Raw genomic sequence first — 21,786 nt, forward strand, 5'->3', positions numbered from 1 at the left:
GGCGAAAGAGCGGAGTTTACGGGGTGTAAATGAGCATCTTGAGCCGATTTTTAACGCCGTATGGGCGAGCGCAGTACTTTTCAGACATTGCCTAGCGGCTAGAGCTCGTCGCGCCGCTTGCTGATACGACACCCCAGGCAGCGCCGAAAGGTTGCCTCGGCGGGCGCCACCACCAGCGTTCTGGCTGCGTCATCGACATTGCCGCCGAGCGCCGAAAACGGCAGCGACACCAGAAACACCGCGGCTCCGCCCACGGTGGCCAACGCCAGCAGCGGCCGGGCCACCAACGCATCCGCGACCATCGCCCCGCCGCTTGGCTCTCGCTCCTGCACTGGCTGGGCCGCTTGGGCCGCTCCACTTCCGAAGATAGGACCGACGAGAATAGGGCCTAGCAGGAGTGCCACGGCCATCAATGCGGGCATTACACCGGGTACCGTCCTGAGTTTGTGCATGCTGAGTCGCTCCTCGTGTCAGTCAGCGTTACGAATGATAGCGCTACCCGCAGTGTAGTAGGGTTGCCCACCTGGCGGACGACCGGGCTTGTCCGCCGACCACCAAGGTATGCTGTCAGGATTGAAGCATGACAGCGTTTGTATGTTGCCATCCCACTGGCTCGCTCGACCGAGGAAACGGTTTGTCCACTCAACGCACCGCTGCACCGCGCATCTGGCCCCTGGCCTGGCCGATCATCCTCTCCAACATCACCGTCCCGCTGCTGGGACTGGTCGATACCGCGGTGGTCGGCCACCTGCCGGACTCCCGCTATCTGGCGGCGGTGACGCTGGGCGCCGCCCTGTTCAGCTTTCTCTACTGGGGCTTTGGCTTCCTGCGCATGGGCACCACCGGCATGACCTCCCAGGCGGTCGGCCGCGAAGACGATACCGAGGTGCGCACCCTGCTCGGCCAGTCGCTGGTGATGGCCGCCGTCATCGGCGCCGGGCTGATTCTATTCTCGACGCCGCTGATCAAGCTGGGCCTCATGCTGCTCGACGGCAGCGACGAGGCCACCGCCCTCGCCCACGAATATGCCGGCATTCGCATCCTCTCCGCGCCTGCGGTGCTTGCCAACTACGCGATTCTCGGCTGGTTTCTCGGCCAGCAGAATTCCCGGGTCACCCTGATCCTGATGGTGCTGACCAACAGTGTGAATATCGCCCTCGACCTGTGGTTCGTGGTGGGACTAGGCATGACCAGCGACGGCGTGGCCTGGGCCACGGTAATCGCCGACTACACGGCGCTGAGCGCAGGCCTATGGCTGGTGAGAAGCCAGCTCGGCGTCCTGGGCGGGCAGCTCGACCGCGCGCGGCTGATCGCCCTCAATGCCTACCAGGCGCTGTTCGCGGTCAATGCTCAGCTGTTCTTGCGCACACTGGGCCTTCTGTTCGCGACGGCCTTCTTTACCGCCCAGGGCGCCAGCCAGGGGGATACGGTGCTGGCGGCCAATGCGGTCCTCTTGCAGTTCATCATGCTTACCTCCTACGGCCTGGATGGCTTCGCCCATGCCGCCGAGGCATTGACCGGGCGTGCCGTAGGCCGGGCGCGCTGGGACGAATTCGCCGCCGCGGTGCGCAGCGCCGGACGCTTCTCGCTGGCCATCGCCGCCGCGGCCATGCTGGCCTTCGCGCTGGGCGGCGAGGCATTGATCGCCCTGCTGACCGACCTGCCCGAAGTGCGCGCCACGGCGGCCGTCTATCTGCCTTGGATGGTGTTGATGCCTCTGCTCGCGGTATGGAGCTACCTGCTGGATGGCGTCTTCATTGGCGCCACGGCCACCCGGGAGATGCGCAACAGCATCTTCGTCGGGCTCGCTGCCTACCTGCCGCTATGGTGGCTCACCCAGCCGATGGGCAACCACGGGCTGTGGCTCGCCTTCAGTGCCTTCATGCTGGTGCGCTCGGCGACGCTGGGCGCCTATTACCTCCATTATCGTCGCCATGTATGGATCGCCGGGGGCGACCATGGTCGATAGTCCCTTCGCGGCACAATCCGCTAACGTGGTGTATCGGATTTTCTTAATTCGCTAACTTCACACACACGAGAAGACCACGATCATGCTCAAGTTTCTCTCGCGGCCGGCCGTCAAGCTGGTCGAGCGCTACCTGCCGGATCCGTATATCTTCGTGCTACTGCTGACGCTGGTCGCCGCCGTCGCGGCCATCGCGGTCGAGCGCCAGACACCTCTCGAGGTGCTGCGCTTCTGGGGCGACGGCTTCTGGAACCTGCTGACCTTCTCGATGCAGATGCTGCTGGTACTGATCACCGGCTTCATGCTCGCCAACACGCCGCCGGTCAAGCGCGCACTGTCGGGGCTTGCCAGCAAGGCCAAGAACGCCGGTGGCGCCATCGTGCTGGTGACCGTGGTGTCCCTTGTGGCCAGCTGGATCAACTGGGGCTTCGGCCTGGTGGTCGGGGCGCTGTTCGCCAAGGAGCTGGCTCGCCAGGTCCGCGTCGACTATCGCTTGCTGGTGGCCAGTGCCTATTCGGGCTTCTTGATCTGGCACGCCGGGCTCGCCGGCTCGATCCCGCTGACCATCGCCACCGAAGGGCACTTCACCGTCGAGCAGATCGGCGTGATCCCCACCTCCGAGACCATCTTTTCCTGGTTCAACCTGGCGATCGTCGGCGTGCTGCTGATCAGCGTACCGCTGGTCAACCGCCTGATGCTGCCAAGCGAAGACGAGAGCGTTTACGTCGACCCGGCGCTGTTGGAGGAAGATCAGGAAACCCGCGTGCGCATCACCCGCCCGGCCGAGCGCCTCGAGAACAGCCGCGCCCTGGCCTGGCTAGTCGGCATACCCGGCCTGCTGTTCCTGCTTGACCACTTCGTGCTGCGCGGCGGCGGGCTCAACCTCAACGTGATCAACTTCCTGTTCCTGTTCCTGGCCATCGTGCTGCACCAGACGCCGCGCCGGCTGCTCGCCAGCCTTCAGGAAGCCATCAAGGGTGGCGCCGGCATCGTCATCCAGTTCCCCTTCTATGCCGGCATCATGGCCATCATGGTGCAGTCAGGACTGGCCCAGACGCTGTCGGAAGCCTTCGTCTCCTTCGCCAGCGCCGAAACGCTGCCCTTCTGGTCGTTCATCAGCGCCGGCGTGGTCAACCTGTTCGTGCCGTCCGGCGGCGGCCAGTGGGCGGTGCAGGCACCGGTGATGCTGCCAGCGGCGGCGGCGCTGGGCGCCGATGTGCCGCGCATCGCCATGGCGGTCGCCTGGGGCGACGCCTGGACCAACCTGCTGCAGCCCTTCTGGGCGCTGCCGGTGCTGGCCATCGCCGGCCTCAAGGCCAAAGACATCATGGGTTACTGCCTGATCCAGCTGTTCATCAGCGGCGCCATCATCGCGCTGGGGTTGACCTTCCTGTAGGAGGCGAACAGCGGCATTATCCAGGCCACACATGACCTCCAAAGCCCCTGGCGTCGGGAGTCATCGCCAGGGGTTAGCTACCCGTGTACGGGGGCGTCACGCTATGATGGGAGACATAACAAGCATTCTGACTCCCATCCCCTGGAGCCCACCGTGAGCTACAACGACCTACCCCGCCAGCACGAACTCTCGATGACCGTGCTGATGACCCCCGACATGGCCAATTTCAGCGGCAAGGTGCACGGCGGCGCCATCCTCAAGAAGCTCGACGAGGTCGCCTACGCCTGTGCCAGCCGCTATTCCGGCCATTATGTGGTGACACTTTCCGTGGATCAGGTGAAGTTTTCCCAGCCGATCCATGTCGGCGAGCTGGTCACCTTCCTGGCATCGGTCAACCACGTCGGCAGTTCCTCGATGGAAGTCGGCATCAAAGTGATCGCCGAGTCGATTCAGGAACGCGTGATCCGCCATACCAACAGCTGCTACCTGACCATGGTGGCCATGGACAGTAACGGCAAGCCGGCCAAGGTCGCGCCCCTACCGCTGGAAACTCCGCTCCAACAGCTGCGCTTCGAGAAGGCCGCACTGCGCAAGAAGCTGCGCAAGCAGGAAGAAGAGCAGGAGCGCCAGACCCAGGAAAGCTATTACGCCGAACGCAAGGCGGCTCTAGAAGCCTCTCACAAGGCCTCTAACAAGAGCGCTACGTAACCCGGTTTCCAAGCCCCACAGCCAAACGGGGCAAGCCAATGGCCTGCCCCGTTTTTTATCGCTAACCGTCACTGCCCCGCTAACCGCTAGCGCCATGGCATTCGCTACCGAGACTTGGCCTAGCTTTCGGCCGCTTCCTCGATCGCCTGGCCACCCTGCTGGATGTCCTCGCCGGCACCGCGCATGGTGTTACAGCCGGCCAGCAGCGACACGGAAAACAGGGTCAGGAGCGTCAGAGCAATCAATCGTGTCATCGTGATGTCCTCATCGAGTGGCATGGGTAAATTCGCAAACTATCGCTACTACATTAGCACTCTTTACAGCGCACACCCCATCTTACTGCGAGGCCCATGCAATAGTACTAATACGATAGAAGGAGATATTCCCTCGCAAGAGACGGCAGCGCTACCCCACCACCAGGCGCACGATGATCGCCCCGATCACCGCAAGCGTCAGCCAGCGCACCCATAGCGCCCCGCGAGGCCCCATATTGACGCGCACCGCTAGCCAGGCGCCGCTCATGCTACCCACCGCCAACAGCAGGCCATAGCTCCAGCGTACCTGATCGTGATACAGAAACAGCGCCAGCGCCGGCAAGGTGTAAATCAGGATGATAAAGACCTTGAAGACGTTGACCTGGGCCAGGTCGATCTTCAATAACCGGTAGAGCACGACAATGAATAACACTCCCACGCCGACCTGAATGAAGCCGCCGTATATACCAATCGCAAACATCGCCAGGTAGACCAGCGGCGTCAGGCGTTCGCGGGTCAACGGCCGGGTCTCGAGCTGCGGCTGAGGCAGCAGCATCATCAGCGCACTGGCCGCCATCACCGTGACCAGCACTGCCTCGAAGAGAGCATCGCTGACCTGCAGTGCCAGCCAGACGCCGAGCAGCGAGCCGATCACCGACGGCACCGCCAGACGCAGGCTGAGCCCTACCTGGCTGGCCCCGGCGCGGCGAAAGTTGCCTACCGCCGACAGGCTCTGGAAGACGATCGACACTCGATTGGTGCCGTTGGCCACCTGCGCAGGCAACCCCAGAAACATCAGCAGCGGCAGGGTCAGCATCGAGCCGCCCGCCGAGAGCACGTTAATGAAACCGGCCAGGCCGCCAATGGCAATCAGGGCCAGGGCATCGTAAAGGCTTGGGAATGCCGTCATGTCACCTCCGCTGTGACGAGCGCAATGTCGCTAGGGGTTGTCGCGAGAGAATGCCCCGGAGAAGCCGCTAGGCATTGTCGCCAAAAACCTGGGGAGCAAATCATGACACGAAACGACAACGGAGCGTATCGCCCCAAGGCGAGACTGGGCCTGGTAGGCATGCAAAAACGCCCGTATGCGCCTTGGCGACATACGGGCGAGTTTGTCAGATAGAACAGCGCTGGAAGGCGTCGGTATAACCCAGGGAAGCGACCCAGCGGGCCGCCCCCTAGGGGGTTACTCGGCGGTTGCCAGCAGGCTGGCGTTACCGCCCGCCGCGGTAGTATCGATGCACAGATGGCGCTCCACCGCGAAACGCTCAGGCGCAATGGTCTGCGTCTCGAGCGTGACGATGGCGCCTTCGCGCTGGGCAAGCGCCAGGCGCAGCTCGCGGTTCCAGTCGCTGGCACCGGTGGCGGCCACGGCGGCGATACCCTTGACCTTGGTCAGGGTCTCGGCCGCGATGCTGCCATCGACTTCAGCGACGGGGGCGCCGGCCTGTTTAAGCGCCTGCACGGCCTGAGTCGCGCCGGGTACCACGATCACCGCCGGGCAGCCCACGCCGAGGGCCTGCACCGCCTGGGCGATGGCGATATCGAGGGTCGGTCCCAGACACAGCACCGGGCCCTTCGGATACATCGCCAGCCGGTTGCTCTCGCCTGTCGGCCCCGGCAGCGTCTGCGGGGTCATGTCCAGCGCGGCGGTCTCGGAAAGCGCCTTGCGAATTACGCCGCCCTTGCCGGAGAGCACCTTGCGCAGCACTTCGACACGGTCGGGTCGCGCCGCCCAGTTGCGCGCATCCAGGCCGTCGAGGGCCGACTGCAGCGTCTCGAGAGAGACGGCCTCACCCTTGGGTGCCTCTAGGTGCTCGACAGCCGCCGTACGGCGGAAGCGATTGACGTAGAGCGGACCGCCGGCCTTGGGTCCGGTACCCGAGAGGCCTTCGCCGCCGAAGGGCTGGGAGCCGACGATGGCGCCGATCTGGTTGCGATTGACGTAGACGTTACCGACCCGAATGCGCCCGACGATCTGCTGAACGCGGTCATCGATACGGGTGTGCAGACCGAAGGTCAGCCCGTATCCCCGGTCGTTGATATCATCGACGACCTTGTCGATATCCCGCGCCTTGAAGGTGGCCACGTGTAGGATCGGGCCGAAGATTTCGCGTTCGAGATCCTCGATGCCGCCGACTTCGACGACCGCCGGGCTGACGAAGGTGCCTTCGCTAGGCACCGGCAGCTTCTTGAGCACCTTGCCGGCCTTTTCCTGCGCCGCCAGGTAGTCAGAAATCTCGGCTTGGGCGTCGGCGTCGATCACCGGCGAGACGTCGGTGTCGGTGTTCCATGGGTCGCCGATCACCAGCGCATCCATGGCGCCATCGAGCATCGTCAGGAGTCGCTCGCGCGCCTCTTCCTGAACATAGAGCATCCGGAGGGCCGAACAGCGCTGGCCCGCAGACTGGAAGGAGGAAATCAGGATGTCGCGCACCGCCTGCTCGGTCAGTGCCGTCGAATCCACGATCATCGCATTCAGGCCGCCGGTCTCGGCGATCAGCACCGCATCGGGGCCTGCATTCTCCACCAGCGCCTTATGGATGATCTGCGCCACCTCGGTCGAGCCGGTGAAGCAGACGCCGGCAAGGCGCGGATCGCTGGTCAGCGGACCGCCGACGGTCGGCCCATCGCCCGGCAGCAGCTGTAGCGCCGCCTCCGGCAGGCCGGCCTCGCGCATCAGTTCGACGGCGCGGGCGGCAATCAGGGGCGTCTGCTCGGCGGGCTTGGCCAGCACCGCATTGCCCCCTGCCAGCGCCGCGGCGATCTGGCCGGTGAAGATGGCCAGCGGGAAGTTCCACGGGCTGATGCAAACGAAGATGCCGCGCGCCTTGCCGGGCTCTTCCGTCTCCAGCCGCTCGCAGTCGTTGGCATAGTAGCGCAGGAAGTCCACCGCCTCGCGGACCTCGGCGATGCCATCGAACATCATCTTGCCGGCTTCGCGGGTCGTGATGACGGTCAGCTCGGCGAAGTTCTCCTCGTAGAGGTCGGCGATACGGCGCAGCACGGCGGCACGCTCAGACGCCGGCCGGCCAGACCAGTCGCGGAAGCCATCCTCGGCGGCGTCGAGCGCCGATGCCACCTCTTCCGGCGTGGCCTCATACACCTTGCCGACCACGCGAGAGCCGTCGGCGGGGGACAGCGCATCGCGGCCAGGTCCCTGCGGCGCCGGACTGCCGGCGAGCATCGGCGCAGCGGTCCAGGTGGTATCGGCGAACGCCTCGCGGCCCGCGATCAGCGACTGGATCGAGGCCGGCTCGTTGATACGGTAACCCCGGGAGTTCTTGCGCTCCGGCGCGAAGAGTTCACCGGGTTGGCGAATCGACGGGCTAGAGATGGACTCGCCCAGGCCCTGCATCTCGGCCACCGGGTCATTGGACACTTCGCTGGCGGGAATCGATTCATCCACCACCTGGTTGACGAACGATGAGTTGGCCCCGTTCTCGAGCAGGCGGCGCACCAGGTAGGCCAGCAGATCACGGTGAGCACCGACCGGGGCATAGATCCGGCAGTGGGTGCCTTCCGACTGCTTGACGATGTGGTGCAGCGATTCGCCCATGCCATGCAGGCGCTGGAACTCGTAGCTGTCCTTGTCGTCGCCCGCCATAGCGACGATAGCGGCACAGGTATGGGCGTTATGGGTGGCAAACTGCGGATAGATACGGTCACGATAGTCGAGCAGCATCTGGGCACAGGCCATGTAGCTGACGTCGGTGTTGACCTTGCGGGTGAAGACCGGGAAGGTGTCGACGCCCATTTCCTGGGCCAGCTTGATCTCGGTATCCCAATAGGCGCCTTTCACCAGTCGCACCATGATCTTGCGGTCGTAGCGCTCGGCCATTTCGTAAAGCGCTTCGATCGCCGGCGCGGCGCGGCGTCCATAGGCCTGGATCACGACCCCAAAGCCGTTCCAATCTTCAAGGCTCGGATCGGCCAGCAGCGCTTCGATCACATCCAGCGACAGGTCCAGGCGATCCTGTTCCTCGGCGTCGATATTGAAGCCGATATTGGCCTTGGCGGCTTGCCTCACCAGCTCCTGCGCACGGGGCAGCAGCTCGGTCATCACCGTTTCACGGTGGGTATATTCATAGCGCGGATGCAGCGCCGAGAGCTTGACCGAGATGCCGGGGCTCCCGCGCACATCGCCCTTGGCCTGCTTGGCGATGGCCGCGATGGCATTGGCGTAGGCATCGTAATAGCGCACCGCATCCTCATCGGTGCGCGCCGCCTCGCCCAGCATGTCGTAGGAATAGGTGTAGCCCTGTTTCTCGAGCTCACGAGCATTCTTCATGCCTTCCTGGATGGTCTGACCGAGCACGAATTGACGGCCCAGAATCTTCATCGACTGGCCGACCGCCGTCCGCACCACCGGCTCACCCATCCGGCGTACCAGGCTGCGCAGGGCCCGCACTGGCCCCTTGGGATCATCATCCAACACCTTGCCGGTCAGCATCAGCGCCCAGGTGGAGGCATTGACCATCGATGAAGAGGACTTGCCCAAGTGAGCGCCCCAGTCGGACGGCTCGATCTTGTCGTGGATCAGATCGTCGATCGTCTCCGCGTCGGGTACGCGCAGCAAGGCCTCGGCCAAGCACATCAGGCCGACGCCTTCCTCTGTCGAGAGGCCGTATTCGGCGAGAAACGCCTCCATCATCGAAGGCGATGTTTCCTTGCGGACCCGTTCCACATAGTTGGCACCCACTTCGGCCACCTTGCGGCGATCATCCTCCGACAACTTGATGCGTTCGACCAGCCCACTCAGCACCGCCGCCTCGTCGGCCGCATAATGAGCACGGATACGTGAGCGCGACTCGCTCACGCTACCGTCTTGGGGCGTTGTCACTTCATTCATCATGGTTCTCCCATATCAGCCGCTGCGCAACGTCGACACGTCAGCTCAGTTTTTTGTCATTTTTTCAAAAGACTGTTAACCAGCTTAGGCGCTCCGACTCGAGTTGCGCACGCCGTTTGCGTCACAGAGCTGTGACTTTCTCTTAATAGGTTACGGCCTTATCCGGGCAGAACGCCAGTCAAGTCTATGCCACTCACCCCCACGGAAGCGGCTCCCTCGGTAAGGAGCCAGGCTCATGGCAAGCGCCAGAAAACGCCACTGGCGGCTTTAACGCCCGTGTCGCCTGGACCACTTGATCGACCCGGTGATACATGACAATCTCCGGCCGATTGCGCGAGAGCCCGCCCCGGGCCCCACCCTCCACGATTCACGCCCTTCAGCCCCGCCACCCATCGAGAGCACACATCGAGACAGCCATGAGCGACTTCACCCTGCATCCGCAGCTTGCCGACGACACCCTGCTCATCACCGATCTGCCGCTGTGCCAGGTGCGGCTGATGAATGACGCCCGCTACGCCTGGCTAGTACTGGTGCCGCGACGCGACGATATCCGCGAGGTCTACGAGCTATCGACGGCGGATCAGGCCCAGCTATGGAAGGAAGCGACGGCGCTGGGCAAGGCGCTGATGAGCGCGCGGGAAGGCGACAAGCTCAACCTGGCGACACTCGGCAATATGGTGCCCCAACTGCACCTGCACGTAATCGTGCGCCACGAGGGCGACGATGCCTGGCCAGGGCCGGTGTGGGGACAGGGCAGCGCCCTTGCCTACGACGCCGACCAGGAAGCGGCGATGCGCGCTTGCCTGGAAGACTGCCTGACGCAAAGCGGGCTAGAAACCGACACACCAGACTAAACCGACACACCAGGCTGAGCCGCCATATAGAGCTCAGCCGCCGAAGGGCGAGGCCGTTTTAGCGCTGGTGCCCTCGAGCAGCGGCGCGCCGTTCGGCGAAGTGCCGCCGCCCGCCATCAACAAGGCGCCAAGCGCAACGATCACCAGCCCCCCGGCAATTGCCGCCCAGGCAAGCCCGGGCGTCAGCCTATCCCGCGACTGAGCGGACATACGCCGCTCGGCCCAGCCGCGAGCCACCACGCTGATCAGGGCCAGTGAAGACACCGTCAGGGCAGTGCCGACCGCCATCACCATGACCGCCGCCACACCGACCCAGAACTGCCCGAGCAGAGAGGCGGCGCCCAACAGCAGCACCCCGCCGCTGCAGGGGCGAATGCCGATCGCTACCACGGTGCCCAGCGCCGTGCGCCAGTCGCCGACCCGGTCGGGAGCCAGATGATGCTCATGGCCACAGCCACAGGCGTCGTCATGCACGTGATGATCGGCCGAATGATCGACCGTCTCTTGCCCGGCTCTGGCCTGGCGCAGCCGCCGCAGCCCGTTCAGGCAAAGCCATATCCCCAACCCGATGACTATCAGAAAGCTCAACTGCTCGACCCAGGCGACGGACCCCATGGCTTGGCGCGTCAGCCAGCCAAGCCCGTGTACCAGCACCGCGACCAGCACGATGGCGACCAGCCCCTGCAACAGTGAAGCCGCGGCGGAAAGTGCCAGGGCCCGCTTCCAGGCGCCGCCCTGAGAGAGCAGATAGGTACTGAGTACCGCCTTGCCATGGCCTGGGCCTGCCGCATGAAAGACCCCATAGCCAAAGCTGATGCTCAATAGCGCGGCCCAGGTGGCCGGCGACGGCGCACCGGACAGTGCCGTGATGGCAAGCGTCAACTGACGATGCAGATCCCGCTGCCAGGCGACGATATCGAGCATCAGGTTCTGCATGCCGCCCTGCCAGCACCATAAAACCACGGCAACCAGCAGTGCCAGCGCGCTGGCCACAGCGAACCAGCGGGCCGGGCTTTGGCCGATCAATGCTCGCATGCGATCTCTCCGGTTTCGGCAAAGAAGCGTCCCAGGCCAGGCTCACCGGTCTCGTCCACGTCCAGCTGTGCGGCCATCGCCACCTTGGCCGGATCCGGGTCCGCCGGAAGGATATGCCCGCTGCACCCCTCGGGCGCACCGCGCAGCGTCAGGGCATCCGCACGTGGCGTCTCGTCCTTGGCCTCGTGAAGCACCTCGATGTAATAGCTGGGATCGAAGACTCGATAGCGCAGCGGCGCGCCAGCCAGCTTCCACGGCTCGTCCAGCGGCAACAGAAAACTGAAGACCAGCCGTCCCCCCTGGCGCCTGATGCTGTAGTCGTGGACCTCACCTAATGGGACCGAGTGGCCATCGTAGGAGAGCTCGGTGAAATAATGCTGCGAGGCCAGATTATTGCGAATCTCGAGCCCCAACTGGTCGAGACGCTCCTCCATGCTTTTCTCAGTCTCCACGGCGGCCAGCTCCTCCATCAAGACCAAGCTGTAGAAGGGATCCATGCGCCAGCGCTGCTCGAGCGCCACGACCCGGCTCTGGTCGTCGAACTGCACCGTTACGCCAAGATCGACCCAGCCATGAGGATGGGCATGGGCGTCAGCCACCGGCCCCAACAGCAGCGCCATCAGCGGCAGGACGAAAAGGAATGGTCTGTTCACCTGTCTATCTCCGCAATCTAGTGCCGCAAGGATCAAGGACCGAGCGGCACCAAGCAACACTCTCTTTGCTCAGCGAGCCTGGGGGAGATCAGACGGACTCGTTATGCGGGACGAATGGCCAGGGTTCAGAGGCCGATTGATTGCTGCGACGGCAGCCTTTCCGCCAGCTCGGCCAGCAAGGAATCGAGGCTCTCGGGCGCCAGCGGCTGGCGGCCGCGATAGCCACTGACCGATAGCCGGGTCGCACCGTCGCCAGTGGACAGGGCATCCAGGCGCAGCCGATAGCCCGGCCAGGTCGCCAGCATGGCATCCAGGCGACCCAGGTCCAGGTCAGCATGGCGAATCACGAAACCGCGTTCGATCAGCACCGTCAGCCCCTCAGCCAGCACCTGGCGAGGCGAAGCCGCCACCACCAGATCGCGGGACTCGGGCGGGCCTGAGTAGCTGGCACAGCCGGCGAGCCCTGCCATTAAGAGGACGACGACCGCCAGCCACCGGGGCGTTAGGCGATGCCTTGATCCGTGATGTGTCGCCCTTTGGTCAAGGCTCATGGCAAAGGCTCCTCAGGTTTGACGCCTGGCGGCACAAGATCGGCCAGGCGGTCGATATCCTCACGCAGCGCGCCACAGAAGGCGTCGCTGGCGACCACCCGACCACTGCGCAAGCGCCCGTCGGCCTCGACGATCTGAAGATCCCGCGTGACGCTGACCCGAGCGTCGCGGGCGAGCACAGATACCCGCTCGACCTGAGTGGGGTCATCGCCGAAGCTGCGGTTCAGATTGATCGCCATGCCCGCACTGCGATGCCCGCCAAGCCCGAAGAAGCCCGACAGCCCGAACAGCGGCTGATACCCGGGCATGCCATAACCGGCGAGTATCCGGCTGCGCTGGGCGGTGACCAGCCCCAGCTGGGCCTCGGACTCGATGATCACGAAATCATCCGACTCGAGGGCGGCGATGACCTGGCGCAGGTAGCGAAACGTCCCCGCCTCGGGCGCCGGCCACTGACAGGCCGCAGCGGCCGGCTCCGAGTGCTCCGGCAGCCGGGGCGGGCCGCTCGCACAGCCAGCAAGCAGCATGCCGGCTACCCCGACCGCCCCGATGCGTTTCGATACGCCTAGCCAACCTTTCCCCACACCGTGTCGCTCCATGCTCCGCACCTGCTTCGCCGCCTTACTCCTTATAGTGTATGACGCCAGATGGATTGCGTAGACAGCGCCGGTGGTTAGCCGTCAACGGCAGGAGGGTGGCCTTTTACGCAAGCGTCGAGGATGATCATTGCATCGTTTCGCCACTGCGAGAATCTCGATGAAGATCCTGATCGCCCCCGACAGCTACAAGGATGCCCTCTCCGCTCGCGAGGCTGCAAAGGCCATGGCCCGGGGCATTCTCAAGGCCCTACCTGACGCCGAGACTCACTGTTGCCCGATGGGCGACGGTGGCGAAGGCACCCTGGATGCCCTGCTCGCCGCCACCGGCGCCAAACGCCACCTGACCCAGGTGCAGGATGCCCTTGGGCGGCGGCGGGAAGCGGCCTGGGGCTATCAGGCCGAAAGCCGTACCGCCTTCATCGAGCTTGCTGAAGCCAGCGGTCTGCAGCATCTGGAACGCCAAGAGCGCAGCGCCCTGCATAGCACCACCTTCGGTGTTGGCGAGCTGATTCTCGCCGCCCTGGATGCCGGGGCCGAGCGCCTGCTGCTGACCATCGGTGGCAGCGCCACCAACGATGCCGGGGCCGGCATGCTAACGGCCCTCGGCGCACGCCTGCTGGACGCGCAGGGCCAGCCCCTTGCTGCGGGCGGCGCCGCACTCGCCGACCTCGCCACCCTCGATCTCAGCGACCTGGATCCTCGGTTGAGAGAGCTCACCGTCGAGACCGCGGTGGACGTCGACAACCCACTGCTGGGCAAGAACGGCGCCAGCGCCGTATTCGGCCCCCAGAAAGGCGCCAGCGACGCCGACGTGCAAACGCTGGATGCAGCACTTGGCCATTTCGCCGACCTCACCGCTCGCCAGTTAGGCGACGATCATCGCGAGCTACCCGGCGCCGGCGCCGCCGGCGGCATGGGCTTCGCTGCCCGCGCCTTCCTCGGCGCCGAGCTGCGCCCCGGCATCACGCTGGTGATGGAGCAGGTGGGCTTCGATGCCCTGCTCGATGACGCCGACCTGGTGATTACCGGTGAAGGCCAGCTCGACGGCCAGAGCCTCGCCGGCAAGACGCCGGTCGGCATCGCCCGGGCCGCCCGCGCCAAGGGTGTCCCGGTCGTGGCGCTGGTAGGAAAGCTCGGTGACGACTGGCAGGCCGCCCATGCAGAGGGCATCAGCGCCGCCTTCGCCCTGGCCGACGGCCCGATGAACCTCGATGAAGCTCTGGAGCGCACACCGACCCTGCTCGCCGACCGCGCCGGCAGCCTGGCGCGCCTGTTGGCGGCCTGGTCAGCGACACGCTGAGCGGCAATCAATAAGAGGCCCTTCAAACAGGGCAAAGAGAGGGCATGGCGGCGCACCGCGACGCCTTTATCAGCAACACCTTGAAAACGGCCGCCGTCGCCGGCATGTCATAGACCAGCACTATGGTGATGATGGCGAGATTTCGTTATCGCGACACGGCGCGACATCATACGATAAAGCCAGACAAACTCATTTGAGATCAAGGAGGTATCCATGACCGATACCAATGCCATCGGGTTACACGAGAGCAGCGCCAACCAGCTTGCCGAGCGCCTCAACGCCCTGCTGGCCAACTATCAGATCTTCTACATGAACGTGCGTGGCTATCACTGGAACGTGAAGGGCAACCAGTTCTTCGAGCTGCACACCAAGTTCGAGGAGTACTACACCGACCTGCTGCTCAAGGTCGATGAAGTCGCCGAGCGCATCCTGACCCTGGGCTACACACCGGTACACGCCTACAGCGACTACGTGAAGATGTCAGACATCGCCGAGGACAAGGACATCCACGATGGCACATCCTGCGTACGCGGCATCCTGCAGGGCTATCAGTCGCTGATCGGCCTGCAGCGCGAGATTCTTTCCCTGGCCTCCGATGCCGATGATGAAGGCACCGCCGCCCAGGTGGGTGACTACATCCGCGAGCAGGAAAAGACCGTCTGGATGCTCAACGCCTACCTCGGCTGATCCCTGCCCTCAGGGAATCACTTAGAAAGGTTGAACCAACGCCGCCCATATCGGGCGGCGTTTTGGTATCTGCGCCACTGCTTATGGGTGCTCAGGGCCGCTATCAGGCGATGATCAACGCAAACGCAGAAGCTAGCCCCAGTGGCTCTTCGAGAGCGGGAATTGTGAAGAGAGCGAGGAAGCTGGCCATAGATTAGGAAACGCCGTTCGACTATCCAGAAGGCGCCGATATACTGCGACTCAGGAGCCCTGCCAATAACGTAAGGGGAGCGCAGCTTCCCCCATCCAGGAGTCGACACCGTGCGCCATTCTCTCTTACTGATATTGCCCCTTCTGCTTGGCCTAGGCCTTGTCACCCCCGCCGTGGCCGATCGCGACCGCCACGCTCATCGGCACCACGACTACGATCATCGCGGTCATGGCGATAGGCATCATCATCGCCATCACGAACGCCGCCACCATGGCAAACACCATCAGGCGCGTTGGCATCACGACCGCAGCCGCGTGATCGAACAACGGGTAATCGTTCGCGAGGGGCGTCACCACTCTAGGGGCGTGCCACTGGTCACCGTCGATGGCTACCCACTGATCACTCTAGGCGGTCACTGAGCCCCGGGCGCGCTCTGCCCATTGCGCCGCCACCGCCAGACCATTTCCGTCCAGCGTGAGGCACAGCTATCCTCTAGTCTGCCTTGGGCAGTGCGAACAGCAGGCGCCAGCGACCCAGCGTCTGACGTAGCCGAGATTCCACCTGGCGCCGGCCAGGCAAGCCGAGGCGCCGAGCCAGCCAGGCCGAATCTCGGCCCTGGAAAAGCACGGCGACCAGCAGCCAGGCCTCTTCATCAGACGACACCGCATCGCCACCTTGATGTTGCAGCGCCAGTCCGCGACGCACCAGCGCCTGCAGGGCCGGGCGTGCCAGCGCCGGTGCCCGGTGCCCATGGGCCACGTCGTCGATATCTCTAAGCATGGCATCATCAAGCTCGTCCGCCGGCCCTTCGGCCAGCAAGCTCGCCGCCAGTGCCGGGTCTAACTCCTTGAGTTCGAAGGCCAACAGGCTCGGCAACAGCGCCTGGAACCCCGCGGCGAGCTCCGTGAGCAGCTTATCGCCACGGGCGCTGGTCGCCCGCGCGACCATCAGCGCATGCTCGCCGCTGGACGCCTCGCGCGTCAGGCCCAGGCGCACCGCACGAAAACCGCTTTGCTGCCAGAAGCTGACAAGACCGGCCTCGGCGCCGAAGCTGGCACCAAACACGTCGATTCCCTGCTCGCTTGCCTTGGCAAGTTCCGCTGCCAGCAGTGCTCGGCCGTGGCCTAGGCGCCGAGCGTCGGGGGCCACGGCGATGCGCATAACGCGCCGAATCCGCGAGGTCAGCGCCTCGCGGCTGCCGGCGTGGGCTGCCAGCGACTGCGCCAGCAGATGACCGCGAGGCCGTCGCTCGCCGCGGGCCACCTGCTCGGCCAAGTCAGGCGCAAAGCCGCCCTCATCCACGGTCAGGGCCACGGCCCTCGGCAGCGCCTCCCCCAGACACACCACCCGGCCACCGGGGCCATCGAGCAGCCGGCGCAGGTCGCTTGGCTGGGTGCGGTAATGCGCCTGGACCAGCAGACCGAACAGCGCTCTTAGCCGCGGCTCGTCGGCTGCCAGGACGTTCCGGCAGCACTCGACGACCGAGAGTTCTGCGGCTGCCGTCGAGTTGACGTCCGTTTCGACCTGTTGATCTAGCTCGCCGGGCTCGGCTTTTGGTTCTGCCTCGTCAGGCTCGGCTTTTGATGTTGCCTCGTCAGGCTCGGCGTCGAGCATCAGCAGCCTGTCGGTGAGCCGCTCCAGGGGGTCATCGGCAGCCCAGCGGATCGGCGTCGCCAGATGCAGGCCTTGCCAGCCGGGCGTCTGGCGATCCAGGTGCTCACGAAAACGCAGCGCAAAACCGCGCCCCGAGCCCTCGTAGCCGTGAACGGTGGTAGCGAAGGCGATCCGCGGGAAGGCGGCCAGCATCCGCGATAAAAGCGGTGCGGGAATCGCCGCCGCCTCGTCGACCAGCAGCAGCGCACCGGCGCCACCCTGCTCGCCGGCCAGGGCCATTTCCACCAGGGCATCCGGGGCAACGAAGCGCACGCTGGGCGAATCCGCCGCCTCACCCGGAGCCTCAGAGGGCCCAAGAGAGAACACATTGGCCTGACGCCGACCACTGGGACAGAGCACCGCCAAGCGCTCGAATAGCGCCTCCACCGCCGCCGGACGCGGCGCGGTGACCAGAATCTGCGTTTCGCCAGCGGCGAGCAGTCGGGCACAGGCGATGCCCAGCGCCGCGCTCTTGCCCCGGCCCCGGTCGGCGGTCAGCACCAGCGGGCGGCGGCGCTTCAGCCGCACGAGGCGCTCAACCGCTCTTGCCTGGTCTGCAGTAGCGCAGTCGGCATCCTCGGGTAGCGCCTGGCTGTTGTCACCGCTCGACGCACCCGGCGCGCTCCACACGGTTATCGCCTCTGCCAGCGGCTCGGCAAGATGCAGATGGCCTTCAGGCGGCCAGATCGCGACCTCCGGTGAGGCCGCAAGCAGCCGAGCGAGACGCGCCAGATAGCGCGAGCTCAGCTCCTCGGCGTGATAGGGATGCTCGGCAAGGCGGACGTAGTCACCATCCGGGCGGGCGCCCCAGTCAGGCGGCGTCAGCAGCACCAATAAGCCACCCGCACGCAGGGTGCCGGAAACCGCGCCGAAGGCTTCGGGGTCGAAACCGGCCTGAGCAGAGACGGCATCGATCACCGCCAGGTCGTGCTCGCCGCCCAGCCGCGTGCGCGCCTTGGCGGCAGGAAGAGGGTCGATGCTCGCCGCCTCGAGGCTCGCCTGGGGCGTACCCAGCCACAAGGGCTTGGCCCAACCGGCAGCCTGCCAAAGCGAGAGGGCACGGGAGACGGCGAGGGCCTGGGGGGCGGCTATCCACAGAAGGCCCCGGTGGCGCCGGGCCGCGAGGTGGCCAAGAAGGGCCGCGAACGCCTCATGGCTTGGCGGATCGATAGGCGTCATGGAATCAGAGATGTCGAGCGGGATGGTCATGGCGAACAGCATGCGACAAGCGCCATCCCGGGGCCAGCCCTGGATGCGCTCGACGCAGTCTACCTCCATAGCCTGGAGCCTGCCGGCCCCTGGAGGCAGCCATTAGCGCTTGAGGTGAGATTGGCAAGGCCGCAAGACCGGCAGTAGCGGCGCTCAGGTATCCGATAGACGCAGCACCTGGCCGGTAATGGCCCGCCCGGCGCCCCCCGCCAGGAAGCGAGCACAGTCGGCCACCGCGGCGCTCGAGGCGCCTCTCGGGCAAAGCAGGTTGACGCGGATCGCCGGGCCGCCGCCATCGGCGAGACGCCGCACCAGTGCCCCTAGGGCCTCACGCACCATGCTGGCCGCCTGGCTGTCGCCGTCCGGAGCGACGGCAACCAGCCGCCCGCCCCCACGGCTCTGCATCCAGGCCCTGGCGACCTGCAAAAGCCCCGAAGGCCCCACCACCTGCTCGTCGAGCTTGCGGGTGAGGGGTTCGCCGGGAGGCAGCATCCGCGGGGCACAAACCAGCACATCGAGTCGCCCTAGCCGCCCCAAGAGCTCATCCAGCGCGCCATCTCCGGCCACCAGGCCGAAGCGGTCGGCCTGCTCGCCGCCCAGGCCATCCAACACCGATGCAAGGCTCGCCGCATCCGGCGTTAGCAGTGCCACCGTGGCCCCCTCTTCAAGGAAGACCCTCGCCAAGGCGTCGAGCATCTCGTCGGCGCCGGCGATCAGTACCCGCTTGCGCATGCCTTGTTCCTCACAACCGTCCTCCGGTCGACCGCATGCCCGCTCACGCTCATTGGCGGGTTCAGGGCATCAGCCCCGGCAACCACAGCACCAGCGCCGGGAAGACCATGCACAGCACCAGCCCGGTCACCTGCAGCAGCACGAAGGGAATGATCGAGCGATAGATGGTCAGAATGCTCACCTGACCTTCGGTGATGCCCTTGAGGTAGAAAAGCGCGTAGCCGAAGGGTGGCGTCAGGAAACTGGTCTGCAAATTGATCGCCACCAGAATCGCGAACCACACCAAAAGCCCCTGACCGGAAAGCCCATAACCGAAGTCCAGCACCTCGACCACCGGGGCGACCAGTGGCAGCACCACGAAGCTGATCTCGATCCACTCGAGGAAGAAACCGAGTACGAAGATCAGTCCCATGATCAGCAGCATCAGGCCGTAGGGACCCAGGCCAGTGCCGGTGATCAGCTCTTCGATCATGTAGTCGCCGCCCAGGCGCTTGAAGACCACCGAGAAGCAGGTGGCACCAATGACCACGAACAGAATCATCGCCGAGGTACGCGAGGTCTCGCGCACCGCCTCACGCAGGGTGGCAAAGTCCAGGCTGCGCATGGCAAGCGCCAGCAGCAGGCTGCCCAGTGCCCCGATGGCCGCGGCCTCGGTGGGCGTGGCGATGCCGGCCATGATCGAGCCCAGCACCACGAAGATCAGCACGAAGGGGCCCAGCAGGTCGCGCAGCAACGCCAGCGGCAGCGGCGTCGGGTCGACGTCGTTCATGTCGGCAAGCGGCGCCCAGTCCGGGCGAATCCGCGCGGTGATCAGCAAGTAGGCGATATACAGCCCGCCGAGCAGCAGCCCCGGCAGCAGGGCCGCCTTGAACAGCGCCCCCACCGAGATCTGCAGGATCGAGCCCATCAGCACCAGCATGATCGAGGGCGGAATCAGGATGCCCAGGGTGCCCGAGGCGGCGATGACCCCGCAGGCCATCTCGGCCCGGTAGCCCTGCTTCATCATCACCGGCAGCGCTAAAAGCCCCAGCATCACCACCGAGGCGCCGATGATGCCGGTGCTGGCGGCCATGATCACGCCAAGGATCGCCACCGAGACCGCGAGCCCACCGTGGGTGCGCCCGAAGAGCCGTTGCAGGGTCAGCAGCAGGCGCTTGGCCACCCCGGATCGCTCGAGCATCAGGCCCATGAACACGAACAGCGGAATGGCGATCATCAGCCAGTTTTCGATCACCCCACCGAAGATCCGCGAGCCGACGGTGCCCAGGAACGGCACGGGGATGTCGCCGATGAAGGCGAAGATGATGCCCAGGCCGCCCAGCAGGAAGGCCACCGGATAGCCGCTGAATATCCCCGCCAGCAGGGTCACGACCATCAACAGTGCGAGGGCGTATTCACTCAAGAATTCAGCCATGGGTCGCCCCTTCGTCGGCGATGGAATCAGCTTCGGCGCTGCGCGGGTCGAGGATCACGGCAAGCTTGGCGAAGACCTGGCCCAGCGCGCCCACCGCCAGAAAGACGAGCCCGAGCGGCAGCATCGCCTTGATCAGATAACGGTCGGTGAGACCGCCATAGTTGGATTGTTCGTTAGAGATATAGGACATGGTCACGAAATGCTTGGAGAGCCAGGCAATCAGCAGGCAGAAGGGAATCAGCATCAGCAGATGCCCAATCACATCGACGATCGCACGGCCCTGGGGAGACAGACGGTGATAGACCAGATCGACCCGCACATGGGTGTCGTGATGCAGGGCATAGGTGCCACCGAGTAGCGTCAGAATGCCAAAGAGATGCCATTGCAGCTCGGTGATGCTGTTGATGGTCAGGGCATCGCCGAACAGCAGAATCTTGGTATCCCAGCGGCCGATTTCATTGACGCCCAGGGCGTTGAGCAGCACGGTCGTGAGGACGGCCAACATCACCAGCAAGAGCAGCCAGCTGGAGATGCGGCCCACCACCAGCCCCAGGCCGACCAGCGGTCGGCCCAGGGCGGCGCACACGGCCGCGCCACGCTCACGCCAGGGCGCGAGAGTGGCGCGCGTCATCAGCTATCCCCTTCTTCGAGCGGAATGATCGGCGGCATGGCCTGCAGCTCATACCATTCATCGATCAGGCCGGCGTGCTCCATCAGCGAGCGATACGCCTTGGCGAAGGCCGGGTTATTTTCCATCTCTTCCCGACGCACCTCGACCCACGACTGCTGCAGGGCGTCGAGCACCTCATCCGGGAAGCGACGTACTTCAACGCCCTTCTCTTCCAGCTCATGGATGGTCCGCACCTGCTCAGGCGGCGCTTCGGCCATGGCCCACTGCAGCGTGGCGCGACAGGCAGTCTCGAACTGCGCCTTGCGCTCATCGCTGTACTCATCCCAGACCGCCTGGTTGATCAGCAGCGAGAACCAGCTGGCGCTCTGGTGCCAGCCCGGGAAATAGTAGTACTTGGCGACTTCGTCGAAGCCCATGGCGGCATCGACCTGCGGTACCGAGAACTCGGTGGCATCGACGCGGCCACGCTCGAGCGCCAGGTAGATCTCGCCGCCCGGCACCAGCTGGGTGGAGGCACCGAGTCGGTTGAGCACCTTGGCGCCGAGGCCGGAGATACGCATCGACAGGCCATCGAAATCGGACGGGCTATTGATTTCCTTGTTGTACCAGCCGCCGGTTTCCTGGGGCGAGATGAAGCAGGGCAGCACCTTGACGCCGTACTTGTCGTACTCGGTCTGCAAAAGCTCGGTGCCTTCGCCCGACCACATCCAGGACATGAAGGCCTCAGGCGAGGGGCCAAACGGCAGCGCGCCGTAAAGGTTGGTGATCGGCACGGTGCCGGCCCAGTAGCCCATCCAGTCCCAGCCGGCCTGGATGGCGCCCGAGGACACGGAGTTGAAGACCTCGAAAGCAGGCACCAGGTCGCCCGGCTCGTGAACGCGCAGGCTGACCGCACCACCGGTCGCGGTTTGCAGTTCCTCGGACAGGTGTTCGGCACCGGCACCCAGGAAGTTCTTCGTCGAGAAGGTGCTGGCGACATCGAGACGCTCGGGCCCGTCAGCCATGGCCGGCAGGGCGACCCCAGCGGTCATGGCGGCGGCAATGCCGGCAGCGAGCAGCGTACGCGGGAAATTCGGGCTTGGCATGAATGACTCCTTGCGTT

The 21,786-nt window shown here is 65.0% G+C and carries 20 protein-coding genes; 6 read left to right on the top strand and 14 right to left on the bottom strand.

The window, feature by feature from the left end; all coding sequences use genetic code 11:
- Positions 1-98: 98 nt before the first annotated feature.
- Positions 99-452 carry a hypothetical protein gene (locus BLR71_RS15425; protein WP_217629347.1) on the bottom strand — a complete coding sequence of 118 codons (354 nt, stop codon included), beginning with the start codon at positions 450-452 and terminating at the stop codon, positions 99-101.
- Between the two features lie 182 nt (positions 453-634).
- Here BLR71_RS15425 and BLR71_RS15430 point away from each other — a divergent pair, with 182 nt between their 5' ends.
- The 3 genes from BLR71_RS15430 (at position 635) to BLR71_RS15440 (ending at position 4,070) form a co-directional block, all read left to right on the top strand.
- Positions 635-1,969, top strand: coding sequence for an MATE family efflux transporter (locus tag BLR71_RS15430; protein WP_245696526.1), 1,335 nt, complete (start codon positions 635-637; stop codon positions 1,967-1,969).
- A gap of 82 nt (positions 1,970-2,051) precedes the next feature.
- The gene (locus BLR71_RS15435; protein WP_092528423.1) at positions 2,052-3,362 is read left to right on the top strand and encodes a short-chain fatty acid transporter; all 1,311 of its coding nucleotides are present in this window, start codon (positions 2,052-2,054) and stop codon (positions 3,360-3,362) included.
- 192 nt (positions 3,363-3,554) lie between these two features.
- Entirely contained in the window at positions 3,555-4,070 is a 516-nt protein-coding gene (locus BLR71_RS15440) for an acyl-CoA thioesterase (protein WP_092528531.1), read from the top strand.
- A gap of 119 nt (positions 4,071-4,189) precedes the next feature.
- Here the strand turns inward: BLR71_RS15440 and BLR71_RS15445 are convergent, their stop codons facing one another.
- From BLR71_RS15445 to putA, 3 genes are all read right to left on the bottom strand, one after another.
- Entirely contained in the window at positions 4,190-4,324 is a 135-nt protein-coding gene (locus tag BLR71_RS15445) for an entericidin A/B family lipoprotein (RefSeq protein ID WP_092528533.1), read from the bottom strand.
- A 151-nt stretch (positions 4,325-4,475) separates the two neighbouring features.
- The gene (locus BLR71_RS15450) at positions 4,476-5,234 is read right to left on the bottom strand and encodes a sulfite exporter TauE/SafE family protein (protein WP_092528425.1); all 759 of its coding nucleotides are present in this window, start codon (positions 5,232-5,234) and stop codon (positions 4,476-4,478) included.
- A 276-nt stretch (positions 5,235-5,510) separates the two neighbouring features.
- Positions 5,511-9,176 (bottom strand): bifunctional proline dehydrogenase/L-glutamate gamma-semialdehyde dehydrogenase PutA, encoded by a 3,666-nt coding sequence (gene putA, locus BLR71_RS15455; RefSeq protein ID WP_092528427.1) that lies wholly within the window; start codon positions 9,174-9,176, stop codon positions 5,511-5,513.
- Positions 9,177-9,592: 416 nt separating this feature from the next.
- Here putA and BLR71_RS15460 point away from each other — a divergent pair, with 416 nt between their 5' ends.
- On the top strand, positions 9,593-10,030 hold the full coding sequence (locus BLR71_RS15460) for an HIT domain-containing protein (protein WP_092528429.1): 438 nt from the start codon (positions 9,593-9,595) through the stop codon (positions 10,028-10,030).
- A gap of 33 nt (positions 10,031-10,063) precedes the next feature.
- On the opposite strand, the gene BLR71_RS15465 is transcribed toward BLR71_RS15460, so the two are convergent.
- From BLR71_RS15465 to BLR71_RS15480, 4 genes are all read right to left on the bottom strand, one after another.
- Complete coding sequence (locus BLR71_RS15465; RefSeq protein WP_092528431.1) at positions 10,064-11,065, bottom strand: nickel/cobalt transporter; 1,002 nt, start codon at positions 11,063-11,065, stop codon at positions 10,064-10,066.
- Positions 11,053-11,718, bottom strand: a complete 666-nt coding sequence (locus BLR71_RS15470) for a DUF1007 family protein (protein WP_245696530.1) — start codon at positions 11,716-11,718, stop codon at positions 11,053-11,055. Before BLR71_RS15470 ends, BLR71_RS15465 begins: the two co-directional genes overlap by 13 nt.
- 125 nt (positions 11,719-11,843) lie before the next feature.
- A complete protein-coding gene (locus tag BLR71_RS15475) occupies positions 11,844-12,269 on the bottom strand; it encodes a hypothetical protein (protein WP_245696531.1) in 426 nt (141 codons plus the stop codon).
- Positions 12,266-12,868: a hypothetical protein gene (locus BLR71_RS15480; protein ID WP_092528435.1), complete on the bottom strand. Its 603-nt coding sequence runs from the start codon at positions 12,866-12,868 to the stop codon at positions 12,266-12,268. Before BLR71_RS15480 ends, BLR71_RS15475 begins: the two co-directional genes overlap by 4 nt.
- A gap of 157 nt (positions 12,869-13,025) precedes the next feature.
- Between BLR71_RS15480 and BLR71_RS15485 the strand changes: the two genes are divergently transcribed.
- Positions 13,026-14,168: a glycerate kinase gene (locus tag BLR71_RS15485; RefSeq protein ID WP_092528437.1), complete on the top strand. Its 1,143-nt coding sequence runs from the start codon at positions 13,026-13,028 to the stop codon at positions 14,166-14,168.
- 213 nt (positions 14,169-14,381) lie between these two features.
- A complete protein-coding gene (locus BLR71_RS15490; RefSeq protein ID WP_092528439.1) occupies positions 14,382-14,855 on the top strand; it encodes a Dps family protein in 474 nt (157 codons plus the stop codon).
- Positions 14,856-15,197: 342 nt separating this feature from the next.
- Here the strand turns inward: BLR71_RS15490 and BLR71_RS17685 are convergent, their stop codons facing one another.
- The 6 genes from BLR71_RS17685 to BLR71_RS15515 form a co-directional block, all read right to left on the bottom strand.
- Positions 15,198-15,371: a hypothetical protein gene (locus BLR71_RS17685; RefSeq protein ID WP_175491705.1), complete on the bottom strand. Its 174-nt coding sequence runs from the start codon at positions 15,369-15,371 to the stop codon at positions 15,198-15,200.
- A gap of 166 nt (positions 15,372-15,537) precedes the next feature.
- The gene (locus BLR71_RS15495; RefSeq protein ID WP_245696532.1) at positions 15,538-17,976 is read right to left on the bottom strand and encodes a tRNA(Met) cytidine acetyltransferase TmcA; all 2,439 of its coding nucleotides are present in this window, start codon (positions 17,974-17,976) and stop codon (positions 15,538-15,540) included.
- 84 nt (positions 17,977-18,060) lie between these two features.
- The gene (locus BLR71_RS15500; protein WP_092528441.1) at positions 18,061-18,639 is read right to left on the bottom strand and encodes a Rossmann fold domain-containing protein; all 579 of its coding nucleotides are present in this window, start codon (positions 18,637-18,639) and stop codon (positions 18,061-18,063) included.
- A 61-nt stretch (positions 18,640-18,700) separates the two neighbouring features.
- A complete protein-coding gene (locus tag BLR71_RS15505; RefSeq protein ID WP_092528443.1) occupies positions 18,701-20,053 on the bottom strand; it encodes a TRAP transporter large permease in 1,353 nt (450 codons plus the stop codon).
- Positions 20,046-20,684 (bottom strand): TRAP transporter small permease subunit, encoded by a 639-nt coding sequence (locus BLR71_RS15510; RefSeq protein ID WP_092528445.1) that lies wholly within the window; start codon positions 20,682-20,684, stop codon positions 20,046-20,048. The genes BLR71_RS15505 and BLR71_RS15510 overlap by 8 nt, the downstream gene beginning before the upstream one ends.
- Positions 20,684-21,769 (bottom strand): TRAP transporter substrate-binding protein, encoded by a 1,086-nt coding sequence (locus tag BLR71_RS15515; RefSeq protein WP_092528447.1) that lies wholly within the window; start codon positions 21,767-21,769, stop codon positions 20,684-20,686. The genes BLR71_RS15510 and BLR71_RS15515 overlap by 1 nt, the downstream gene beginning before the upstream one ends.
- Positions 21,770-21,786: the final 17 nt, after the last annotated feature.

The organism is Onishia taeanensis (assembly GCF_900100755.1).
Taxonomy (GTDB): Bacteria; Pseudomonadota; Gammaproteobacteria; order Pseudomonadales; family Halomonadaceae; genus Onishia; species Onishia taeanensis.

Coding starts and splice junctions, on each gene's coding strand:
- BLR71_RS15480 (WP_092528435.1), bottom strand. CDS start 12,868: ATGGAGCGACACGGTGTGGGGAAAGGTTGGCTAGGCGTATCGAAACGC.
- BLR71_RS15475 (WP_245696531.1), bottom strand. CDS start 12,269: ATGAGCCTTGACCAAAGGGCGACACATCACGGATCAAGGCATCGCCTA.
- BLR71_RS15460 (WP_092528429.1), top strand. CDS start 9,593: ATGAGCGACTTCACCCTGCATCCGCAGCTTGCCGACGACACCCTGCTC.
- BLR71_RS15510 (WP_092528445.1), bottom strand. CDS start 20,684: ATGACGCGCGCCACTCTCGCGCCCTGGCGTGAGCGTGGCGCGGCCGTG.
- BLR71_RS15445 (WP_092528533.1), bottom strand. CDS start 4,324: ATGACACGATTGATTGCTCTGACGCTCCTGACCCTGTTTTCCGTGTCG.
- BLR71_RS15435 (WP_092528423.1), top strand. CDS start 2,052: ATGCTCAAGTTTCTCTCGCGGCCGGCCGTCAAGCTGGTCGAGCGCTAC.
- putA (WP_092528427.1), bottom strand. CDS start 9,176: ATGAATGAAGTGACAACGCCCCAAGACGGTAGCGTGAGCGAGTCGCGC.
- BLR71_RS15495 (WP_245696532.1), bottom strand. CDS start 17,976: ATGGAGGTAGACTGCGTCGAGCGCATCCAGGGCTGGCCCCGGGATGGC.
- BLR71_RS15505 (WP_092528443.1), bottom strand. CDS start 20,053: ATGGCTGAATTCTTGAGTGAATACGCCCTCGCACTGTTGATGGTCGTG.
- BLR71_RS15425 (WP_217629347.1), bottom strand. CDS start 452: ATGCACAAACTCAGGACGGTACCCGGTGTAATGCCCGCATTGATGGCC.
- BLR71_RS15490 (WP_092528439.1), top strand. CDS start 14,382: ATGACCGATACCAATGCCATCGGGTTACACGAGAGCAGCGCCAACCAG.
- BLR71_RS15465 (WP_092528431.1), bottom strand. CDS start 11,065: ATGCGAGCATTGATCGGCCAAAGCCCGGCCCGCTGGTTCGCTGTGGCC.
- BLR71_RS15500 (WP_092528441.1), bottom strand. CDS start 18,639: ATGCGCAAGCGGGTACTGATCGCCGGCGCCGACGAGATGCTCGACGCC.
- BLR71_RS15450 (WP_092528425.1), bottom strand. CDS start 5,234: ATGACGGCATTCCCAAGCCTTTACGATGCCCTGGCCCTGATTGCCATT.
- BLR71_RS15440 (WP_092528531.1), top strand. CDS start 3,555: ATGACCGTGCTGATGACCCCCGACATGGCCAATTTCAGCGGCAAGGTG.
- BLR71_RS15485 (WP_092528437.1), top strand. CDS start 13,026: ATGAAGATCCTGATCGCCCCCGACAGCTACAAGGATGCCCTCTCCGCT.
- BLR71_RS15515 (WP_092528447.1), bottom strand. CDS start 21,769: ATGCCAAGCCCGAATTTCCCGCGTACGCTGCTCGCTGCCGGCATTGCC.